Consider the following 22629-nt stretch of genomic DNA (forward strand, 5'->3'; position numbering starts at 1 on the left):
AAAACACCCCCTATTTATATAAAAAACTCCCCTTGACTTCTCATAGTTGGTCTTTCACTTTATAAATAGGGTACAAATGTCATGTTTTGGCGTGAAATTTTTTCTTTTTTTTGGTACCCTTAAAAGATTAAGAGAGGAGAATTCTGGATAATGAATCGTAAATGGTTATTTTGGATTCCTGTATTACTATGGATGGGGCTGATTTTCTATTCTTCGGCACAACCATATAAAAAGCAGGATATGCGTTCAGATATTGAACAATATGTAAATGTTGAATTTGTGAAAGAGCATTTTTCATGGGTATCTATCGATTATGGTGGAGGAACCCCTGTTAGTATTGCGAATAAAGGTGTAGGCGGATTTATTGAGTTTTTCCTTCGTAAAGGTGCTCATTTTATGGTGTTCTTTATGCTAGGTTCATTGATTTATTACGCTTTTCATCGATCAGGTCATTCGAGGAAAAGATGTTTTATATATGCCCTTTTTTTCGTTGCAGGTTATGCAACATTTGATGAAATCCATCAATGGTATACGGGGGACCGTACACCAATGTGGCAAGATTCATTGCTTGATACGTGCGGCGGATTAACCGGGATTATAATAAGTAATTGGTTTTGGAATAGAAAAAAGCGCTAATCTCATTTCGAGATTAGCGCTTTTTTTGCGGGTAGTAAAACTCCCCGTAAAGACCCGATTGGTTCAACTAATAATCAGTGGGGGATGAACAAAACCCCCACTGATTAAAGTTTCACTTTATACACCAAGTAATTCTTTTAGTTCGTCTGTTGATAGTTCAGTCATCCAACTATCGCTTGTGATGACCGCATTGTTTAGAGATTGTTTTCTTTCTAGCATTTCATCAATTTTTTCTTCTAATGTTCCTGTTGTAATGAGTTTGTGAACATGAACAAATCGTTTTTGACCAATGCGATATGCGCGGTCTGTTGCTTGATTTTCCACAGCTGGATTCCACCAACGATCGTAGTGAATGACATGGTTGGCAGCGGTTAAGTTTAATCCTGTTCCGCCAGCTTTTAAGGATAAGATAAAAATGTCATACGTTCCGTTTTGGAACTCCTCAATCATCTTGTCGCGATCTTTTTTTGGTACACTACCGTTTAAGAAGAGGACACGCTGGCCGAATTTTTCTTCTAGCACACGTTTTAGCATGTTCCCCATGCCGATGTATTGAGTGAAGATGAGGCAACTTTCATTTTGATCTTTTATATTTTCGATGAGCTCCATTAATATTTTTGTTTTCATGGAGCGTTCAACGACATTTTGTGGCTCTTCTTCTTTTAAATAAAGAGCAGGATGATTACAAATTTGTTTTAGCTTGTTCAGCATAAGTAATATAAAGCCACGTCTTTCAATTCCGCTTAATCCTTCGACATTTTGCAGTGTATCTTGAACAAGTTGTTCATATAAGGAAGCTTGTTCACCAGTAAGAGGACAGTAAGCTTTTTGTTCTTGTTTATCTGGTAAATTTAATGCGACTGTTTGATCTTTCTTCGTTCGGCGCAGTAAAAATGGTGAGATAAACCGTTGAACTTGCTGGATTTTTCCTTCATCACGATCTTTTTCAATCGGTGTGACGAAGCGGCGCTGGAATTGCCCTAAGCTTCCGAGATATCCATGATTAATAAAGTCGAAAATGGACCAAAGTTCAGCGAGGCGATTTTCCATCGGCGTACCAGTTAAAGCGATTTTGTGATTTGCTTGCAAGTTTCGTACTGCTTTCGACTGTTTCGTATGTGGGTTCTTAATATTTTGTGCTTCATCCAAAATAACAGCATCCCAGCATAATGAAGTTAGCTCTTCCTCATCGAGTTGAGCCAATGCATAAGATGTTAATACAACATCTGCTGATTGAAGGGAATCTTCAAAAGAATTGCCCTTATCTCTATTACTTCCGTAATGTAATTGAACACGTAAATTCGGTGCGAAACGCTCAAATTCTTTTTGCCAATTTCCAAGAACAGATGTCGGCGCTACGATTAATGCAGGGCCTGTTTTGAGATTATTTTCTTTTATATATAGTAAGTAAGAGATTGTTTGAATACTTTTCCCGAGTCCCATATCGTCAGCTAGCAATGCTCCAAATCCAAGCTTTCGTAAATATAATAACCATTCAATACCGTGTTGTTGATACGGACGAAGTGTTGCGTTTAGTGAAGTAGGGACATCTACTTTTGGAATATCTCCAATATGAAGCAGCTTCTGGAAGAGTTCTTCATAATATCCATCTAGTTCGATTTCAATATCAGTAAACGGACTATTATCTTCTACAATTTCCGTTTCAGCCGTATTTGATAAATGTTGCTGCAGGACATCTTTCATCTCTAGTCCGTATTTATCGGCACGGTTCATGAGTTTCCTTACCTCTTCGATAAAGGCTGGATCTAGTCGCATCCATTGACCGTTTATATTAAATAGACGTTTGTTTTGTTCAACGAGTTCGAAAAATTCGCTTTCCGATAAATCAATGCCGTTCGTCGAAATGCGCCAGTCAAAATTAACGAGCGTATTCATACCGAAGAACGATTGTGTTTGTGCTGTATTTTGCTTCAACTGGACACGTAATTTCGGTTTTGTTGCTTTTAAATTTTGCCACCATGATGGTAGTAAAATTGTAATGCCGGCTGCAAGTAATTCATTGCTTGCTTCTGTTAAGAAGTTCCACGCTTCGGTTTCAAAGAGCTCATTTCGGAACGTATCTCCTTCTTTTAACCACGGTATGAGCTTACTAAAACCTTCTTGTGTCTCTGTAATCCGTTCTTCGTAATCGTGCCATCTTTTCGGTAAGGAATCGATGTTTTCATATACATATATGCGATGCGCCCCGCGCTTTGGTGTCACAATTGTTTCAAGCTTCCACATTTCAAATTCTTCTTGTGGTTCTTGCAGTCTTAGTCCGATTGTAAACGGAAGATCATCTTCAATATAACCAATTTTTCGAAGCCAATCTTCTTCATGTAGTGCTGTTTCCAATTGTCTTTTCGTAAAGTCGTAATGTTCATATAGTCTTTTGGCATCTTCCCAGCCGTCATTTGAGCGATTATCTTGTAATATGCTTTCATTAACTGCTGCTGAGAAAAGAGATGCTAATGTCTCATCTTCAATTGCTGTATTTTGAACTTTCCAAGATGGTTGTTTGGACCAATGATTCATATCTGGTACGAAGCTACCACTCGTAAAGGCATCCCATAATTCATTTGCATCTTTCGTAAGGGCTGTAATAGGTCCGTTTATTTGCATATGTGCAAATGAATTCATCGGTTTGTTTGCAATGTATTCAAATGCTTGTGCGTTTGTTAGCATAACACCTTGTTTTCCTTCGAAGGTTGCTTCTTTTAGAAACGTACCGTAGAAAGAAGTGGAGTGCCATGTGAATGCATTTCGTTTCCAACTTGTTACGGATAATGGAGTACCGCTGTCATCTTCTCCCCAAAGGAACCAACCTTGACTAACATGCTGGAGCCTAATTGTTACTTCAGTTTGATTGATCATCGATTAATTTTCCTTTCCGTAATTCCTCTTGTAGTGCACGCAGACGTGAATGGAGATTGGCGATGTGAATAATGAAAGCATCCCATTCATCGGTGCGTTTTAATCGTTTATATAATGTACGTAATTTCTTTAAGTAACGAACTGCGCGTTTATATGATTTGCGATTTCGTTCTTCAATTGCTTCTACAGCAGCAAGATGGTAAAGAGGAAGTGCCGCTTCTGGCGCTTCTTTTTCAATATCTTTCAGTGGTTCTTTCAACAGTTCAATTGCTTCAAATCCATATAGGAGATGAAGCTCTGCCCATGTGCGATACTGTTTTTTCGCGAGTACGTACTGTTCATAGTTTGTGAAACTATACGGTAATAGTTCTTGTAAGATCATTTCGAAACCAGCTTGTTCATTTGTATGTGTTGCATATGTTTCATACATGATTACAAATAGCCGAACGACATCTTTTATGAAAATCGTATTTTCGTGATCTTGGATTGTTTTCTTTACTTGTTTATACGTAAAGGAAAGCCAATTTTTCGCACGATCCCACTGCATGGCACTTAATAGTTCTTCTAACCAATAGAAGTATAGACTCACAACAGAAGCAGGCTGTTTTTTTAGTAAGTCCATTGCTAGTAGATCTTCGTCATTCAAAAAGAGAAGATGGGAAGACGCTAACGCTTTGGATAGTGGATTGATTTTCGTATCGATTCGTTTTTCTTCTTCTTGTATTTTCTCTTTATTGTTTAAAAGTTCACTCCATATGTGACGATAAATGAAAAATCGCTCTTGCGTATAAGTGTCGGTAGAGAAGAATACTTCATGAACGAGACGAGCTGTTTCTTGTAAAATTATTTCAGACTCTGAAGGAATCGCTTCTGATTGTAAGTCCCGAACGATGGATTCCACTTTGTCTACAAATAGGCGAATGACATTAACAGGTTGGTGATAAGAATACGTTTTGTTTGCGTCGAATGCCTGAATTTCTTCTAATAACTTTTGAAAGCAGTAAAGTGCTGCGTGTAACCTGAATAATTCATGTATCGCAATGACACGCGGAGCTTTCCGCTCAAGTTTCGTATAGAAATCTGTAAAGATACTCATAAGAAAATACATTTGTTTATAAGTAAGCCGAGCTTGTTCTTTTTTAAATGATTCATATTCTTTTTCAAAATACGATTGCCAACTTTTATAATCGGTTTCTTCAAAAGCTGATGATTGCAATACTTGTCTTGCAGTTCGAATAGGAGGAAGGGAAGGTTTCGTATTATTTTTAAATAAAGTTAATACATCTCCTACTTGCCCGAAACTAGACGCTGCAGATAGTAATACAGCAAGCATATGCTCACATTGTGTTGGTGCGAAGCAATCACAATAACTTTCAGCGACGTTACGAATCGGAATATGAACGCTATATACGTTGCCTTCCGCATCTACAGTTCCTGATAGTGTATAACCATCAAAGTCAACATTGTAGACAACACCACTACGATATAGGTGCCGAGCTGTAGCGACATGTTCCTGATCAGCTGTTTGCTGTGGATCTAGTCCTTGAACGAACTCATTCGCAATCATCATAATTTCATCTTTCGTAATTGAGTGTTGCAGCATAATATTCCTCCGTACACATATTTCTTTCCTTTACCATTATAAACAAAAAATGCTCAAAACAGAAAAAATGAAATTTGGATTACATAACTTGAAAATCATGGTAATATATAAAATGTTAATTTTATATATGAATATATACGTATAGGAGGAGAAATAATTTGTCAGATTTACAGACGAAGTTAGGTAGTGGAATGAATAAGTTACAAGAAGGAATAGAACAAGGGAAAATGAAGTTGCAAGTTGCACAAGAAATTGCTCAATTGAAAAAGGGAATGCAAGTGCAAATGCAGAAAAAAGCAGAGGTTCTATTAGAGGTTGGACAGCAAGTGTACGTTCAATTAAGAGGAAATGGAGTAAATGAAGCGAGCTTAAAAGAAATGATTGCTCCAGTTCAAGAATTTGATGTAGCTATTTATCAAGCAAGAAAACGCATTGTTGAATTGCAAAAACAACAAGGTGAAAAAGCTACATGTGAATGTGGTGGACCTTTATCAATAAATGATAAGTTTTGTGGTTCGTGTGGAAAGCCTAACCCGATGTTAGCAGTAGAAAATGAAGGTGAAACGGTAAATTGTATTTCATGTAATGAGCATATCGATAAAAACTCTACTTACTGTCCAGTTTGTGGAATTAAGCAAAGTGGGGAGTGAATTAAATGTATTGTCGCACATGTGGAAAACAACATGGTGAAGAAGTAAATTATTGCCCAAATGAAGGTAGTATGGAGATTGCAGGGGCTATAGATGCAATAACATTAGAAAAAGATACTGCAAAATACTGCAAAGGTTGTGGCAATGAAAATGCTCAAAAAAATTTATATTGTCAAAAGTGTGGGTATTCTTTATTTGTTGCGAAGAAAAAAGAACAATCTGTAAAATTGCCTACAATGGATGGTGCTCCTAAAGTTGAATTTAAAGCAGATAAAGCCGTTTTACAAAAAGGTTTTATTGGTGGGGCTGTTGCAAGTATTCTCATGTTAATTGCTGGTTGGATTGGTAGTTTATTATTTGCTTCTATGTTAAGTGAGATGTTTAGCAAATTTGCGAAAGAATTAGAAATGTTGCCGAATTTTTATTCGAGTGCAACTTCTACGATGTTAAGTTATCATTTACTTGGTTTTACAGCTAACGACGATAGTGGATTGATATTTTCTTTATCTTGGCATACTCCATTTACATTACTATTAATCATTCCATTTATTATTTTCGCTGGTACAGGAATTTGGTTAGGGAAGCAGCATGTTGCGAAAACGATTAAAGATCAAATTTTTATGGCATCAACAGTTGGTATTATTTATGGCGTCTTTTTATTCATTATAAGTTTTATAGCATCACAATCTTTTGCAATTCCATTCTCAGAAGCAGGTAAGATTACGGTTGGCTATTCAGCGATTAAGAGTTTATTGAGTGGTTTTGTATGTGGGACATTATTTACCTTATTAGGATTTATTGCTCATACAAGCAAAAACAATATGGCAGCAGCATTTCAAGAGTTAATGCCATATGGAGCGTCTGTTTATTACGGTGTTTCAGCTATGATAAAAGGACTTTTAGTAACAGCAGTAGCGGTTTGTATTATGGCGTTAGTAAGTAAGGAAGATGGTATTGAACCATTAAAAGAAATAACAACTTTAAAATCTGAAAGTACATTATTAGCATTAGAGTTAACACCTCAATTATGGAGTATGGCTCATTTTGCGCCGTTAGAAGTATCAAGTCCAGCACTTAGTAAGGAATTTACTGGAATTGGTAAGAAATCAAAAGCATATGAGAGCACACTATCGTTTTCATTTATATCAGGCGTCTCTGTAAATGGCGTAGAGCTCAGAGAGATATTGATTTCAAAAGGAGCAAATGAGGAAAGCCTTGCAGAATTTGATAAAGTGAATAACGTATTCCATTATGGTTTATTACTGCTTATTATTCCATTGTTCTTTATGTTTAGAGCGGGAAGAAAGTTAGCTAAATTACCGACTGCCAATATATATATTACATTAGCGGTATGCAGTGGTTCTTACACAATTATGATGATTGTAATGAATATGATTTCTAAGTTCCAAATTAATGTTTCAGGAACTGTAACAGGTTTATTTGGAACAAGTGGAACGGTATTATCTATGCAAAATTCATTTATATATTTAACTTTATTTAGCTTGATTGTGACATATGTAGCAGCATTTGCTGGAATGAAATTAGCTAAAAAATAGGAGGAGAGCACGTTGAAGTTTTGTGGAACATGTAAAAAGAACGTTGCAGACCATTTGAACTTTTGTCCTGAGTGTGGGAGTAAAGTAGAAGTAATCGTTGATAACACTGCTGCTTCATATACAGAATTACAAAGCGAGACAAAACCAGTGAAAAGTAAGAAAAATGTATTTTTAATCATTGGTTTAGCTATTATTGTTATTTTATTATTTGGGGCATATAAATTTGGAGCATATAAGTTTTCAAAAGAAAAGCAAGTAAATGTAATGATTGAAGCATTCCAAAAGAAAGATATTAACGCAATTGATGAGTTTGTGAAAGCAAATGATTCAAGCTTAAAGATTAAGACAGAGGATATTAAAGCGTACATGCGTTATTTAAAAGAGAATCCTTCTTACAACAAACAATTGTTATCTTATTTACAAAAAGAGACAGTAGATCAAAAGTTAACAAAAGATAAACCTGCATTTAAAGACGGGGAAATAGTAGAAGAGGGAAAAGAGTGGTTCTTATATCCAAAGTATAAGTTCAGCATGAAATCTTATTATATGAGCGTAAGTACAACTGCAAAGAATGCAGAAATATATGTGAATGACAAAAAAGAAACAGAGCTTTCTAGTGATAAAAATTCGAAAGAGTTGGGGCCATACTTCCCAGGTACATATGTTGTAAAGGCAACGGCGAAGACAGAACTTACTGAATTAGAAACAGAGAAAGAAGTAGATTTAGCGGATGAGCAGAGCGAGAAAGTGAAAATTGATTTATCGCTTGAAGGCAAGTATGTAAGCATTTCTTCTGATGAAAGTGATGCAACTGTATTTGTGAACGGGAAAAAACGTGGAAAATTAAGTTATGGAAGTTATAAGCTTGGTCCTGTATCCACAGATGAAACAGTAGAAGTACATTTAGAGAAAACTACTGATTTTGGTGTGATGAAATCTGAAAGTATTAAAATTGGAGACCAAAGCACGTATTACTTAAAATTCCCGAAAGAAACATCAAATTCAGCAGTGGGCGAATTTGTAAAAAATCATATTTATGATAACGTACGTGCAATTTCATTAAATGATTTTAGTTTAATTGAAAATAATTATGATAAGAGCGGGAAATCGTATAAGGAAGACCGTGATTATATACAGTATTTACACAAAAAAGGAATTACAGAAGACTTATTAACGATGGAAGTTCGTAATGTAGAGCGTCAAAGTGATACGAAATATAAAGTAACGACATATGAAGAGTATCACATTCGTTACGGTGATGGATCTGTGAAGTTCAAAAGTTTTAATAACGAACATATTGTAACTGTGAATGGAAATGGAAAGATGCTGTATCATTCTCTTGGTGCAAATAATACGTTGAAATCAGAAGATGTATCTGGTCCAACTCGTTAATATGAAAGAGGCTGTTCAATATTTGAACAGCCTCTTTTTTGTAGCTAAATCGATATTTCGTGTCAAACCGTTGATATATCGTAAGTTATGATAGATATAATTGAAAAATCGTTGATATATTGCGATTTATGATAGATATATTCGGAAAATCGTTGATATATTTTTCTTAAACTTTGTTCATGAAGGGAAAATAAAAAAGATATCACTTAGCCGAAAAATCCGGCGAGGTGATATCTTTTTTTCAATTATGAGTGCGTTTCTTTTAATATCGCTTGTACATACGGATCATGTAATATTTGCTCTATAATTGGCAACATATTTTGTTCAAATGGAATGTCGATAGGAAATGGTTTTTGAGAGCCTGGTTTTATTCCATATTGCACAATTTTGTAATGTGTATTGTTTTCAGACTTGAGCACAATTAACTTATAGCGATTATCATCGCCAGCGAGTGAGAAATCAATAGAAGTAGCGTTATATGTTACTTCATCTTTATATATGTACGGCTTTGGCGTACCAATCCAGTCTACTTTTGCTTGTACATTCATGGGCATAGCCTCCTTATATGTATTATAAATAAATAAAAGCCAGCTCTCAATAAAGAGAACCGGCTTGTAATTTAGCAGTCATTGGTTATTTTAAAATTTTCACTTTAACAGTTTTGCGTCCCCATTTTTGAGCAGCGCTATCTGATCCAAGTAAGATGTCGATACGGTTACCTTTAATTGCACCACCAGTATCTCCAGCGATAGCTTCTCCGTAACCTTCTACCCATACTTTAGATCCTAATGGGATTACTTTCGGGTCAACAGCGATCATTTTCATGTTTGGATTCGCAGTTAAATCATGACCCATTGCAGTTAATACACGGCCGCCATATGTGCCACCGTTTTCGCTCGGGTGAGCTGTATATGCTGTAGCTACAACTGTTAACTCACGACCACCAGATGGTGTGCTAGTTTCAGCAGCTTTCACAGCAGGCTTAGCAGCTGGTTTTACTTGTGCTGCAGGTGCTTGAGCCTTAGCTGGTGCTTCAGCTTTAGCAGGAACAGTCGTTTCTTGTTTCTCAATTACAGGTGCTGTACCTGTTAAGAAAGGAACATGAACATAAGCTGTTTTCCCGTTATATTCAAATTGTAACCACTCATTTTGTACTTGGTTCGTTGTTTCGATTACATCGTCTTTCTTCAACTTTCCAAGAATTTCTGAGTTTGTGTTCGCTTCAGCACGTACGTTTAATACGTTAGCTGTTACGTAGTAGATGCTTTTTGTGAACTCTGCACTTACGAATGCGTCTTTACCGTCTAAAGTAACTTTTGACCATCCGTTCTCTGTATTTTGAACATCTATCTTATTACCGTTTAGTAATTTACCGACAACTTTTGATTCCGTAGTAGGGTTTTCGCGTACGTTTAGTACGTCTGTTGTTACAACAGTTTCTGCATTAGCAGATGATGTGAAAATCCCAAGACCAAAAACTGCTGCTGTTGCTATACCAATTAATTTTTTCATGATAGCCTCCATTGCGTTTGTTTTCGTGTCCTCATTATAGCAACAGATTTTTTCGGATTTGGGGAAAACACACAATTACAAACCATTCGTAATAAGTCGTTAACATCCTGTAATATAACAAAAAATATAGGAAAGCGTTTTTCATTCTATATGACTCATAGGTTTCTAGTTATATTCAAAATATTTAATACAACATGTTTTTTTCGACGTAAATAAGAATGTTACAGGAATGTTACATGATGTTTACTAAACGATTACATTCCTTGAGTATTTTACCGTTTTATGGGTAATATAGTTATATAAACATAAACATTTTGTTTGTGAAGCTATAAACACGTGCTATATACTAGCAAAAAAACCGCATAATTGTTACAAAACGAAAGGGTTGCAAGGAAGAACTTTGCCCTTTTTTACATATGTAACACATCCTTTTTTAGGAAAATACATTCCTATCCGCGTTTTTCTCACACAATTTGACAGCAGTATTTCTAACTTGTAGCTCTTGCAGAGTGAAAAGGTTATACGAAAGGTAAGGCTGTCCATAAGAATTCGAATTGGTGAAGGTGAAAGTAAGAAAATCACCGCAAAATTATAGTTTTCTATCCGATTTTACATATCGGAATTTATGTTATTTACAAAAACGAAACCTACGAAGGGGGATTTGATGAGGAAACTGACAAAAACATTCATCGTTTCATTAACATTATGTATTGCATTTACAATTTGGGGGATTATTCCCGAATCTATTATTGGAAAAGGTAGCTTAGGAAATGTAACAACCGCAATTCAAACTGCATTAGTTAGTAAGTTTGGATGGTTTTATATTATTTCCGTTTCTATTATTTTAGGTGTATCTATCTTTTTAATTGTTTCGAAATACGGTTCTATTCGTTTAGGTAAAGATGATGACGAACCTGATTATAGTTATATGACATGGTTTGCTATGTTATTTAGTGCTGGTATGGGTATTGGCTTAGTTTTCTGGGGCGTTGCCGAACCATTAAACCATTTATACGCACCTCCGTTTGGAGATAGTGCAACTGAGGAAAGTGCGCGCCTTGCACTGCGTTTTTCATTTTTCCATTGGGGATTACATCCTTGGGGACTATATGCGTTTGTAGCGTTATGTATTGCTTACTTTACCTTTAGAAAAGGAAAAGCAAGTACGATTAGTGCGACAGTAGGTCCGTTATTTAAGGGCGGGGAACACGGGCGTATTGCTCATTCATTTGATGTGTTAGCTGTTTTCGCAACTGTGTTTGGTGTTGCAACATCATTAGGTCTCGGTGCAAAACAAATTGCAGGTGGTGTTAGTTATTTAACATCTATCCCGAACTCATTAACGACTCAGTTAGTTATTATTGCAATCGTAACAGTATTATTTATGTTATCTGCGCAAACAGGTCTTGATAAAGGAATTAAATATTTAAGTAATACGAATATTATTTTTGCGTTCGCACTTATGATCATTGTATTATTTGCGGGTCCAACAAACTTTATTATGAATTACTTCACTTCAACAATCGGTTCTTATATTCAGGAATTACCAAGCATGAGCTTCCGTTTAAGTCCATTAGACGAAGGTGGAAACCAATGGATTCAATCGTGGACAATTTTCTATTGGGCATGGTGGATTGCATGGTCACCATTCGTAGGTACGTTTATTGCTCGTGTTTCACGAGGTCGTACGATTCGTGAGTTTGTTATCGGTGTGTTACTTGTGCCGACCGTAATTGGTGCACTTTGGTTCTCTGTGTTCGGCGGTACTGGTATTCATATGGAGCTGTTTGGTGATGCACATATCTTCGACAAAGTGAAAGAAATGGGAACAGAAGTAGGATTATTCGCTATGTTCGATCAGATGGGCAGCTTTGGATCAGCTTTATCGGTTTTAGGTATTTTACTTATTGCAACATTCTTTATTACATCTGCAGACTCTGCAACATTCGTTTTAGGGATGTTAACGACACATGGTAGTTTAAACCCACCAAATCGTATTAAAATGATTTGGGGTATCGTTCTAGCCGCGATAGCTTCTACGCTATTATATATTGGCGGATTAGAAGCCTTACAAACGGCAGCTATCATTGCAGCATTCCCATTCGTCTTTGTTATTTTCTTTATGATGGCAGCATTATTTAAAGAGTTACAAAAAGAAGGACGTATGAAGCGTCATTAATAATAGAAGGAAAAGAGCTGATTTCATATCAGCTCTTTTTTATCCCTCTATTTGCTGAGCAGTAAGAACCCCACCTCAAAATTCAGCAAAAGCAAATAAATCGAGCTGCTTGTAAAAGCCCGATTGGTGATGGCTAATGAAAGTTTCACTTTATATAGAAGGAATTTGAAATGCGGGTAGGGGAAATAAAATACTTTACCATATAAGTAGTATGCCTTTTATACGAAGAAAAAACGATAGGTTTCGACAATATTCGATACCTTACGAATTCTATTCGTATTTTTGTCAAAAATATGTCGGAAATGTGTTGTCACGTTTATATATATGTGCTATATTATTTCCTGTAAGCGATTTCAAATAGTTTTAAAGCGCATTCAAGGGGGACATCTAGAATAATGAAACGTTACGAAAGAAAGTGGAAGCATATTTGTTTGAAACGTGTGGCACATCGTAGTGTCCAAGAAAGCACGGAACCTAAGACTGAAACGCGCAAAGAACAGCAAGAGAAGCAATTGGTTCTACAAAAATAGCAATCACTTTTTCGTATATAAATGAAGGTCGATCGTTCGTTGGGGGATGGACGTGAAATTACTTTCAGCTAAGGGGTATTGTCTGATATATAATTTATACGGCAATAAATAAGCACAGAGCATACGGCGCTCTGTGCTTATTGTTATTATTTATCTTTTTTGAATCGAACTGTCTTATCCCAGCCAATGACTTGTTTCTTGCTCTTTGCACGTAAGTATAAGATTAAGCTACGAATAAATAAGTACGTAAAGAGCTGTGCGTACGTAAAGTACATAATAACGCTAATAAAAATATTAGTCGGTGTAAAGGTTCGCTCGACACTCTGGGCACTAAATAATTGAGAAACATATGTAATATATGCGACATACCACATAAATAGTAGCGGAATGCTATATTGAATTTGGAATATCCCGAGCAGCCCAATTACAAACCAAACGTTCGAAATGATTAGGAATAGCCAAAATACAACATACACTAGAACTTGTTGTAAGGAATGGACGAGAAGTTTTCCTTTAAAGAAACTTAATGACGAGAACATTTTTTCTAAAATGTATAAATTCCCTTGGAGCCAACGTGTACGTTGTTTAATAAGAATTTTTAAATGCTCTGGTTCTTGTTCCCAAGTAACTGATTCTGGGACGATTGGTAAGAGATAACCTTTTTGTGTAATTCGTAATGTTAATTCAGCATCTTCTGCAATTGCGTAAGGGTCATAGCCACCAAGCTCTTCTAGTGCGGAGCGACGAAGAAGCATATTTGTTCCTGTCAGTGAACCTGTTTGGAATAGTAACCAGCGTCCAGATTGCATAAGGAGCTGGAAGATTTGAAATTCCAGCGAAATCATTCGCGTCAGCCAGTTTCGCTTTTCATTAACTGTACGAACATGTCCAACAGCCCCAACAGCATCTTCAGTTGTTTCAGCGTGCTCTACAAGCATTCGCAGTGCGTGTGGTTCAGGCTGGTTATCTGCATCGTAAACACAGAAGTATTCACCATCTGAAATACTAAGGCCGTAGTTTAGTACACGTGATTTACCCTTCGGTTCACCGGGTGGAACACGAATGTGACGAATGTGGGCATAAGCTTTGTCAAAATCATCGCCGATTTCAGGTGTTTCATCTTGAGAGTTATCATTTAATAAATAAATGGTTAGCTTTCCTGGATATTCAATCTTCGCCATTGCCTCTAAAGTATCTTTAATAACGACCCCTTCATTATGAGCAGGGATGAAAATATCGACGCTCGGATAATGTTCTAATGTACGATCTTTTCGTTTACTATTTCGGTGAATTAAGCCCGCAATTGTTAAGAAAGAGTAGTAAACGAGTAAGCCAGAGAATAGAAAGGCCGTAAAAATAAGAACATATTTAATTGAAAATGTGATACTAATCCAAAAAACGAGTACGCAAAAAAGAAGAAATAAAAGAAGTATAACGAGAGTCATCATAACAATGTCTGTCCTTTGTTTCCAATTTGCTCGCGTGAAATTTTTATATCTCGGATTGCTTCAGCTGCAAGCCATTGCTCCATTTTTGGCTTTAGGCGGTTCATTACAATGTCAGCACCAGCTTCATTTGTGTTTTGTAATAAAATAACTAGTGTATTATTATCATATTCAGCAGCAAGGTCAAAATCATTCCTTACGGTTTCAACTAATAAGGAAGCTACACGGTCCATAACACTTTCCTTCGTATATTTACTAAAGGAAGTGAAATCAAAGTAAACAATAAAGCCTGTTTCATTACGACGATTCATTGCAGTCGTTAATAACGCTTGGCGTCTCTCGAATTCTTGTCTTGTTAGTAATTTTGATTCTCCAATATATTGTTCCAACGTTCTCACACGCTCAGTTAAAGTTTTATTTTCATGAATCACTTTTTTCAATAGGTGAGTTGTTATGTATACAATGAAGAAGTTAGCTGCCATCAGGAAGTGGGTAATCATATATTGCCATTGAACTGATGTACTCCATAAATGAAGCCATGCTTCATAAAATAAATAAAATACGGAAATAATGGTTCCTAGTATGAAGAAAATAAATGCTGTTTTGTCAGCTAAAAATAAGAATAGTACATTTACGATTACGTATATTATTGTAAAAATGAGCGCATGCTCATAATTCGTCACATGTACAGTAGTAAAATAAAATACAATTTGTAGAATCCACATAGAGAGGATTTTATAGAACTTATCTTTCACAAAACTTTCCTCCTTAAAGCTATTTCATCCATAGATACTTGTAGTATGTGCAATTATTAAGAAATTGACTATGTCTTTAAATTCTTTTGAAGGGCAACAACAAGTAGTATTTCTATTTTCATCAGAAAAATAAAAAGATCTAAACATTATTGTATCATAATGTTCTTATATTTGGGATAAGGTGCTTGATAGATATATATAATACGCTTGGATTGCATGAAAAAAGTCTTCTCTTGGAGAAAGAGAAGACTCTATATAAGTTTATAGGAACATCATACCTGCAACTGCTGCGTTTAAGAAGTTCGCTAATGTACCAGCGATAACTGCTTTAATCCCTAATTGTGCAATTTGTTTACGGCGAGTAGGAGCTAGCGTTCCTGTTACACCTAACTGAATTGCGATAGAAGAGAAGTTTGCGAATCCACAGATTGCGAATGTTAAAATTAGATTTGTTTTGTCAGAGAACTCTGCCATGTGTGGTCCTAAGTTTGCGTATGCAACGAATTCGTTGATTGCAAGTTTTTGACCGATAAAGCTTGCTGCTTGTACAGCTTCACCTGGAGAAACACCGATTAAGATTGCAAATGGTGATAATAAGTAGCCGAAGATTAAATCAAGGCTAAGTTTAATATGGAATAAAGACCCAACTAATCCTAATAGACCATTTAATAAAGCGATTAATGCGATGAAAGCCATTAACATTGCTGCTACGTTAATAACAAGTTGCATACCTTCAGATGCACCACGTGCAGCTGCATCGATAACGTTTGCATCTTCACGTTCTGTAGAAAGTTCAACGTTATTATCTACTTTTTCTGTCTCTGGCATGATTAGTTTCGCAATTAATAAGCTTGATGGAGCGGCCATAATTGCAGCTGCTAATAAGTGCTCTAACGGAATACCCATTGCTGCATAGCCGACAAGAACTGATCCAGCAACAGCTGTCATACCGCTTACCATAATAGTGAAGAATTCACTATTTGTTAAGCGTGCTAAGTAAGGTTTAATTAAGATTGGAGCTTCAGTTTGTCCTAAAAATACAGTCGTTACTGAGTTTAAGCTTTCTGCTTTAGAAGTTCCCAGAAGTTTACTTAATGCACCACCAACGACGCTAACAAATTTCTGCATAATACCGAAATGATATAAGATTGCTACTAATGAACTAATAAATACGATTGGAAGTAGTGCTTGAATAAAGAATACAAATCCCCAAGGTCCTTTTGCGTTGACTAAATCCCCAGCAACGAACTTAATTCCCTCGTAAGAAAAATTAATTAATCCTTGAACACCGTCAGCAGCGTGTTTTAAACCTGCTTTACCAGCATCCCATCGTAATACGATAAATGAAAATGACATTTGTAATGCTAGCGCAATTAAAATTGTGCGCCAATTAATAGCTTTGCGGTTGGAAGATAGTAAGAAAGCAATTGCTAATACTCCAATCACGCCGCCAATTCCCCATAAAAGATTCATGCAGTGTATGCTCCTTCCTCATAGTAAAAACAGTGTATAAACCAGTTGTCTATACGTTTACGAATATAACATCTTAAGTAACTTATCATAATGGACATCGGAGGTCAAACGTCTAATGAAAAGTTTAAATAAAAAGAAAATTCTTCAAAAAAACACATATAAAATAAATAGACATGAAATAGGTTATGTTTTTTATGAAAATATATACATTATGATAACGTTATGGATTATTTTTGCAGAATAAAGTGTATGAAATGGAAGAATGGATACATTATTTTTGTAGAGGGAAGGTAGGACAAAGGGAGTAATATGTTGAACTCATAGCAAAAAGCCTTCTAGTAAACTAGAAGGCTTGGAAACTATTAATTAAGGTGCTTTCGTGTATCCTAAGAAGTGGCTCTTCCAATAAGAGTTACTTAATGAAGCGATTGCTACACCCTTATCTCCAGCTTGGATAAATGATCCGCCCCCAAGGTAAATACCCATGTGAGAAGGACCTGATTTATAAGTATTTTGGAAATAAATTAAGTCACCTGGTTGTGGATTTGAAGTTTGTGGTAGGCTACTCCAATATCCCGCAACACTTTGACGGCTAATGTTATGACCAAATTTCTTAAATACGTGGTAGAATTATTGTTGTTGTTATTGTTTTGATTGTTATTTTGGTTATTGTTAGGCTTATTATCTACTGCGCCTCCAACTGGTGTTTTAGATAGGTAACGTGTTCCGATATAACCATTTTGACCGTTGTAGTTAATTTTGCTCCATCCAGAGTTTTCAGAGATTACTTGAACCTTCTGACCTTGTGGAAGTGCGCCTATGATTCTATAATTTGTACCTTCGCCGCTACGTACATTTAGTGCAGAAGCATTAATGTAATAGTCGCCAATTGCACCTTGGTTAGGTTTTTCAGGTTGTTTTGGTTGCTCAGGAGTAGTAGTGCCACCTTTAACGAATTTTACAAATTCGCTACTAACAAAGCCTGTTTTTCCTTGGTAATTTACTTTAAACCAACCGTTTTCAGATCCAACTACGTTTAATGTTGTACCGTTTAAAACGCCACCAATTACACTATGGTAAGCGGCAGGGCCTGTACGAACACGTAAAGATGTAGCGTTAACTACGTAAGAACCACCAGTTTGAATAGTTCCATTATTATTGTTTTGCTCTTGTTTGTTGCCTTCTGTAACGTTTTCGTTAGAACCGCCTTTTGTTACGTAGTCTTTGCTTATATAAGCAGTTTGTCCTGCGTAATTGATTTTGAACCAATCTTGAACTTCGCCGACAACTTGTACTACTTGTCCTTTTTTGACAGAACCTACAGTTGTGTGAGAAGTACTAGGACCTGTACGAACGCGAAGGGAAGATACATTTACTGTATAGTTTCCGCTTGCTGGTTTTACTTCTTGGTTGTTATTATTCGTATTGTTGTTTGAAGAACCCGCATTAGAAGAAACGCCAGATACGAATTCGCCACTTACATAACCTACTTGTCCATTATGGTTAATTTTCACCCAACCATTTTCTTGTCCAATTACGTTTAATGTTTGTCCTTCATATACACGTCCAGAAACAGAACTAGAAGTGTTAGGAGCTGTACGTACACGTAATACATCAGCAGTAACTTTATTGTTTCCACCTGTGCTTACATTGTTGTTTGCTGCTCCACTTTTTGATACAAATTCGCCACTAACAAAGCCTGTTTTTCCGTTAATGTTAATTTTGAACCAACCATTTTCTTCGCCAATCACGTTTAATGATTGACCGTTATAAACGCGTGAGATGATGTCGTGAGAAGTGCTTGATCCCGCACGAACATGTAAGACGCTCGCGTTTACCGTATAAGATGAGTTGTTTGACGCAGAAGCTTGGACAGTTGTAGCAGCTTTTTGTGTATTTTGTTCAGGTGCAGCTTGAACACTATCAAGTGTAGGTGCTGCTCCTCCTGCTACAGACACTGCCGCAAGACCGGCAAGATACTTTTTCATAATTTGTCGATTCCTTTCTGTCTGTAATGTAGTGAAGAAATATTTACCAACTGTTAAAAATTCTAAAGAGCATGTCGATTACTGTCAAGGCTTATGTGGGAATCTGAATATGACAAAAAGATTACAAGAAAAAATCAAGGCATAAATTTACACCTTGATTTCCATTTAAATGCATATATTGAATATGAAAGGACAGAAATTATTCGTGTTTAAGAAGATGACATATTGGATTGTAACAAGATTTTATTAAAAGATTTTTGCAGTTTTTTGGTGATAGGTCCAACTTGCCCATCTTGAATCGCGGTTCCATCGAGGTGGGTCATTGGTAAAATTTCAATCGTTGTGCCTGTGAAAAAGCATTCATCTGCTTGATAAACGTCACGAACGCTGAAAAGTTCTTCCTGTACAGGTATGTGAAGAGTATTCGCTAAAGAAAGGACATATTGACGAATAATGCCATTTAAAATAAGGTGATTGGCTGGATGTGTGTAAAGGGTTCCGTTTTTAATTAAAAAGAAGTTGGAATGACTTCCTTCCGTTACAATACCATTCCTTACGAGAAGTGCCTCTTTACAGCCTTTCCGTTCAGCTTTCGTAGCAGCTAGTACGTTTGGTAATAAATTTAATGATTTAATGTCACAGCGTAACCATCGAGTATCCGGTTCTGATATAGCGCGTATACCATATTCGATCCATAACGCTGGTCTTTCTTTTTTTGTAATATAGGCATAAATTGTCGGAGGGTTGTCATATGAAAATATATGTGTGCGAGCTTGTACACCGCGAGATACTTGCAAATAAATTGTGCCATCTTCGTGGAAATGGTTTCTTTCAATTAATTTGTAAAGTAAAGTGATGAGTTCAGCTTTTGAGAAAGGGAGCGATAATTCTATTTCTTCCATGGATCGATATAATCTCGTTATGTGCGGATCTAATAAGTGAAAGTTCCCTTTATATAGGCGAATAACCTCGTAGACACCATCTCCGAACTGCAAACCTCTTTCTTCAAGTTCTATGTACGTTTGTTGTTTTGTTGTATCAATAACTTCATCATTCCAAAGTACAAATTTTTCGTATGCCAATTTCCGTCCCATCCTTTCGTAAGTACGTAAGTAACGTGAAACTTTCATTCATGCGAGATAAGAATCACTATAGTAATTTTTATGTAAGTAATTCTCTACATATGCCCGCAAATGCCCGATTGGTGAGGGCTGATTAAAGTTTCACTTTACAGCATTTTGTATATACAAATTCGAAAATAAGAATGAGAATCCTGCTTTTAAATAAAAAAAAGCAACATTCTTATGGAATGCTGCACAAGGAGGGTAGCTATCTTTCATAGGGACATTGTCTCGTTGAATGTTTTGTGTATGGAAACAAAACATGTTGAAAGACAATTATAAGAAAGTAGAAACAAGAGATTTACACACTTCTTTAAGGGATCTTACGAAAGATGAGAGATAAGAAATATGTAGAACCTTGTTTACATATTTTATTATAGAGATTCTTCATTAACACTATGTGAATATTTGGTAAAGGTTATGTAATTTTAAAGTTAATGAATATAAGTAGTTGTATGGAAGAAAATAAAAAAAGAGGCTGAGATTACTCAGCACTCTTCTTTTCTTCTTTAATAACTGTTTTTACTTCACCAGTTTTGATCTTATTACTTTCAGAGAAGCGAAGTAAGTCACCTTCAATGATTTTATCAGACATGTTCAATTCATTTTGGGCGCGATCAATTAGTGGTTGAGATTCTTCTTTCGGTAATTGTACAACTTCGCCAGTAGCACGATCGTAGAATGTACTGTTTGTGTACATGTATTTATCTGTAACGAAGCTACCGTCACGAAGAACAACAAATCCTTTATTATCAGGTGAGAATACATCATGACCGAATCGAACGTCATTTGTAGAATCTACACCAAGTAAGTTTAGAATAGTTGGTTTAATGTCAATTTCACCAGTTGGTTTCGAAATTGTTTTACCTTCTTTTTGACCCGGAACGTGAATAAACATCGGTGTTTTTTGTAAGTTCATATGGTCAAATGCAGTGATTTCTTCTTTTCCTAAGAACTGTGCCATTGCACGGTTATGGTTTTCAGAAATACCGTAGTGGTCACCGTAGAATACGATTACTGAGTTGTCGTAAATACCTTCTGCTTTTAGACGCTCAATAAAGTGTTTCATTGCTTCGTCTAAGTAACGAGCAGTTACCATGTAACGGTCAAATACTCCATCACCAGAATTGTATTCGTCGATTAATTTTGTACTGTCATCGTAAGTGAATGGGTAATGATTCGTTAAAGTAAGGAAGCGAGTATAGAATGGTTGCTTCACTTGTTTTAACATATCAATAGATTGATCAAAGTACTCGATATCTTTTAATCCCCAGTTTAATTTTGTTTCTGGCGTAATCTTGTAGTCAAGCTCGTTGTAGTAACGATCATAACCAAGTGCTGGGTACATAATGTTACGGTTCCAGAATGTTGCGTTGTTTGCGTGGAATACCGACGTGTGATACCCTTGCTGACGTAAAATTTCTGGAGTTGCTGTATATTCATTATTACCGTGTGTGAAGAATACAGCACCGCGGTCTAGTGGATATAACGAAGTATCTACTAGGAATTCAGCATCAGATGTTTTACCTTGTCCAGTTTGATGGAAGAAGTTATCAAAGTAATAACTTTCTTTCGTAAATTGGTTTAAGAATGGTGTAACTTCTTGTCCGTTAACTGTTGCACCAATTAAGAATGTTTGTAATGACTCAAGAGAGACAACAATTACGTTTTTCCCTTTTGCAGTACCGAACATATTTGGATCTGGTTTACTTTGTGTTGTTTTTACGTAGTTTTCTGTTTCTTGTAATTTACTACCGTCAGCGAACGCTTTTTGTGAACTTGATTTTGCTTGTAAGCCAAGATCGTATACTTGGTGTACATATAATCCTAAGTTTTTAACAAGCATAACGCGGTCGAATGAACGTGTTAATAGTTCTGGGCGTTCAGCTTCTGCAAGTCCTAAGTTTGCGAAGAAAATAGCAACTGTTGATACGAAGTATAGAGAACGCATCGGGCGTGCTACACGCTCTGTAGGTGCAAAGTTCTTCATTTTCTTCAATAGAACGAAGAAAATGATAATGTCTGCAAATGCAAGGATAATTTTGTAGTTAAATAATTCTTTCACACTAGAACCTAAACTTCCGAAGTTAGATGTTTGTCCTAGCACCGGTAATGTAACGAAGTCATTGTAGAATCCGTAGAACATTACGTTACCAACAAGAACGATTGTTAAGACAAAATTAATTCCAAGTGCTATATAGTTACGTTTTTTCCCTTTTGCAAATAATGCAAGACCAACAAGCAGTAATGATGCTGCTAATGGGCTAAGGAATAAAATGAATTCTTGCATGAAAGATTCAAGTTTTAAGTCAAAGCTTGTGCGTGTAATAAGGTAAGTTTTCAGCCATAAGGCTAAAGCTACGAATACAGTGAAACGCACATTTTGAAATTGTGATTTCAAGGTTTCTTTCATTCATTTCCACCCTTTCTCTATCAGGCTTGGTCGATTTTGGAGCGAAAAATGCTAAAATAAAAAATACATAGTTTTCTTGGCCATAATTAAAGGTTCTATATTCACCCATATACGACTATAACTATGCATACCCTTTTGGTTTCTTTTGTTGCTCATAAGCATAACGTCATTTCTGTATTATACAACAAAATTCATTTCTGAGAAACACTATAACATTTTACATTTTTTGTATAAGATTTGTCACTACCAGAGAAAACTTTAACATTCGTTTATATGTCCGTCAACTAGAAAATATAACAAAGGTAGAGCAGAATGTTAAGTAGAAGTGAAAATTTTCTTTGTTGAGAAATAAGAAACGAAGATGGGTAAGGGTTATCTAGAAATCTATTATATGAAGGAAATCGTGTGAAAATTAACGAACACTTGTTCTTTCTTAGTTTGTTTGTTACAATAAAAGTTCATTGATAGGTTTTGTGTAATTTCCATGAACTTTTACTGATAA

14 protein-coding genes and 1 pseudogene are annotated in these 22629 nt (G+C 36.0%); 5 read left to right on the forward strand and 10 right to left on the reverse strand.

From position 1 onward, the window contains the following. The first annotated feature begins 150 nt into the window (after positions 1–150). Entirely contained in the window at positions 151–636 is a 486-nt protein-coding gene (locus CQ064_RS12355) for a VanZ family protein (RefSeq protein ID WP_001080706.1), read from the forward strand. 117 nt (positions 637–753) lie between these two features. On the opposite strand, the gene CQ064_RS12360 is transcribed toward CQ064_RS12355, so the two are convergent. Both CQ064_RS12360 and CQ064_RS12365 read right to left on the reverse strand, forming a co-directional pair. Then, positions 754–3510 (reverse strand): DEAD/DEAH box helicase, encoded by a 2757-nt coding sequence (locus CQ064_RS12360; RefSeq protein WP_000610124.1) that lies wholly within the window; start codon positions 3508–3510, stop codon positions 754–756. Then, positions 3494–5113: an SWIM zinc finger family protein gene (locus tag CQ064_RS12365; protein WP_000939149.1), complete on the reverse strand. Its 1620-nt coding sequence runs from the start codon at positions 5111–5113 to the stop codon at positions 3494–3496. Before CQ064_RS12365 ends, CQ064_RS12360 begins: the two co-directional genes overlap by 17 nt. A gap of 158 nt (positions 5114–5271) precedes the next feature. Between CQ064_RS12365 and CQ064_RS12370 the strand changes: the two genes are divergently transcribed. The 3 genes from CQ064_RS12370 to CQ064_RS12380 are packed head-to-tail and all read left to right on the forward strand — an operon-like array spanning position 5272 to position 8711. Next, entirely contained in the window at positions 5272–5763 is a 492-nt protein-coding gene (locus tag CQ064_RS12370) for a zinc ribbon domain-containing protein (RefSeq protein WP_001281749.1), read from the forward strand. A gap of 5 nt (positions 5764–5768) precedes the next feature. Further along, complete coding sequence (locus CQ064_RS12375; RefSeq protein ID WP_000271636.1) at positions 5769–7319, forward strand: zinc ribbon domain-containing protein; 1551 nt, start codon at positions 5769–5771, stop codon at positions 7317–7319. A gap of 12 nt (positions 7320–7331) precedes the next feature. Next, positions 7332–8711 (forward strand): zinc ribbon domain-containing protein, encoded by a 1380-nt coding sequence (locus CQ064_RS12380; protein WP_000666893.1) that lies wholly within the window; start codon positions 7332–7334, stop codon positions 8709–8711. A gap of 245 nt (positions 8712–8956) precedes the next feature. Here the strand turns inward: CQ064_RS12380 and CQ064_RS12385 are convergent, their stop codons facing one another. Then, positions 8957–9259 carry a DUF3910 family protein gene (locus CQ064_RS12385; protein WP_001102539.1) on the reverse strand — a complete coding sequence of 101 codons (303 nt, stop codon included), beginning with the start codon at positions 9257–9259 and terminating at the stop codon, positions 8957–8959. Between the two features lie 85 nt (positions 9260–9344). Continuing rightward, positions 9345–10223: a cell wall-binding protein EntA gene (locus tag CQ064_RS12390; protein WP_000733344.1), complete on the reverse strand. Its 879-nt coding sequence runs from the start codon at positions 10221–10223 to the stop codon at positions 9345–9347. Between the two features lie 664 nt (positions 10224–10887). Here CQ064_RS12390 and opuD point away from each other — a divergent pair. Then, positions 10888–12402 carry a glycine betaine transporter OpuD gene (gene opuD, locus CQ064_RS12400; protein ID WP_001229103.1) on the forward strand — a complete coding sequence of 505 codons (1515 nt, stop codon included), beginning with the start codon at positions 10888–10890 and terminating at the stop codon, positions 12400–12402. A gap of 676 nt (positions 12403–13078) precedes the next feature. On the opposite strand, the gene CQ064_RS12410 is transcribed toward opuD, so the two are convergent. The 6 genes and pseudogenes from CQ064_RS12410 to CQ064_RS12440 form a co-directional block, all read right to left on the reverse strand. Further along, positions 13079–14380, reverse strand: a complete 1302-nt coding sequence (locus tag CQ064_RS12410) for a glycosyltransferase family 2 protein (RefSeq protein ID WP_000988751.1) — start codon at positions 14378–14380, stop codon at positions 13079–13081. Then, on the reverse strand, positions 14377–15132 hold the full coding sequence (locus tag CQ064_RS12415) for a nucleotidyl cyclase domain-containing protein (RefSeq protein WP_000653228.1): 756 nt from the start codon (positions 15130–15132) through the stop codon (positions 14377–14379). The genes CQ064_RS12410 and CQ064_RS12415 overlap by 4 nt, the downstream gene beginning before the upstream one ends. Positions 15133–15393: 261 nt before the next feature. Further along, on the reverse strand, positions 15394–16605 hold the full coding sequence (locus tag CQ064_RS12420) for a NupC/NupG family nucleoside CNT transporter (RefSeq protein WP_001051018.1): 1212 nt from the start codon (positions 16603–16605) through the stop codon (positions 15394–15396). 366 nt (positions 16606–16971) lie between these two features. After that, positions 16972–18593 (reverse strand): annotated as a pseudogene (locus CQ064_RS12425) (C40 family peptidase). A 209-nt stretch (positions 18594–18802) separates the two neighbouring features. Further along, positions 18803–19687, reverse strand: a complete 885-nt coding sequence (locus tag CQ064_RS12430; protein ID WP_075717958.1) for a D-amino-acid transaminase — start codon at positions 19685–19687, stop codon at positions 18803–18805. A gap of 511 nt (positions 19688–20198) precedes the next feature. Beyond that, the gene (locus CQ064_RS12440) at positions 20199–22127 is read right to left on the reverse strand and encodes an LTA synthase family protein (protein ID WP_000665350.1); all 1929 of its coding nucleotides are present in this window, start codon (positions 22125–22127) and stop codon (positions 20199–20201) included. Positions 22128–22629 lie beyond the last annotated feature (502 nt).

Source organism: Bacillus sp. MYb78 (genome assembly GCF_002975115.1).
GTDB lineage: Bacteria > Bacillota > Bacilli > Bacillales > Bacillaceae_G > Bacillus_A > Bacillus_A cereus.

What these genes read in the sequence shown, in the direction of transcription:
- CQ064_RS12360 (WP_000610124.1), bottom strand. Translation starts at nt 3,510, where the DNA reads ATGATCAATCAAACTGAAGTAACAATTAGGCTCCAGCATGTTAGTCAA.
- CQ064_RS12385 (WP_001102539.1), bottom strand. Translation starts at nt 9,259, where the DNA reads ATGAATGTACAAGCAAAAGTAGACTGGATTGGTACGCCAAAGCCGTAC.
- CQ064_RS12375 (WP_000271636.1), top strand. Translation starts at nt 5,769, where the DNA reads ATGTATTGTCGCACATGTGGAAAACAACATGGTGAAGAAGTAAATTAT.
- CQ064_RS12420 (WP_001051018.1), bottom strand. Translation starts at nt 16,605, where the DNA reads ATGAATCTTTTATGGGGAATTGGCGGCGTGATTGGAGTATTAGCAATT.
- CQ064_RS12430 (WP_075717958.1), bottom strand. Translation starts at nt 19,687, where the DNA reads ATGGGACGGAAATTGGCATACGAAAAATTTGTACTTTGGAATGATGAA.
- CQ064_RS12355 (WP_001080706.1), top strand. Translation starts at nt 151, where the DNA reads ATGAATCGTAAATGGTTATTTTGGATTCCTGTATTACTATGGATGGGG.
- CQ064_RS12390 (WP_000733344.1), bottom strand. Translation starts at nt 10,223, where the DNA reads ATGAAAAAATTAATTGGTATAGCAACAGCAGCAGTTTTTGGTCTTGGG.
- CQ064_RS12365 (WP_000939149.1), bottom strand. Translation starts at nt 5,113, where the DNA reads ATGCTGCAACACTCAATTACGAAAGATGAAATTATGATGATTGCGAAT.
- CQ064_RS12410 (WP_000988751.1), bottom strand. Translation starts at nt 14,380, where the DNA reads ATGATGACTCTCGTTATACTTCTTTTATTTCTTCTTTTTTGCGTACTC.
- opuD (WP_001229103.1), top strand. Translation starts at nt 10,888, where the DNA reads ATGAGGAAACTGACAAAAACATTCATCGTTTCATTAACATTATGTATT.
- CQ064_RS12440 (WP_000665350.1), bottom strand. Translation starts at nt 22,127, where the DNA reads ATGAAAGAAACCTTGAAATCACAATTTCAAAATGTGCGTTTCACTGTA.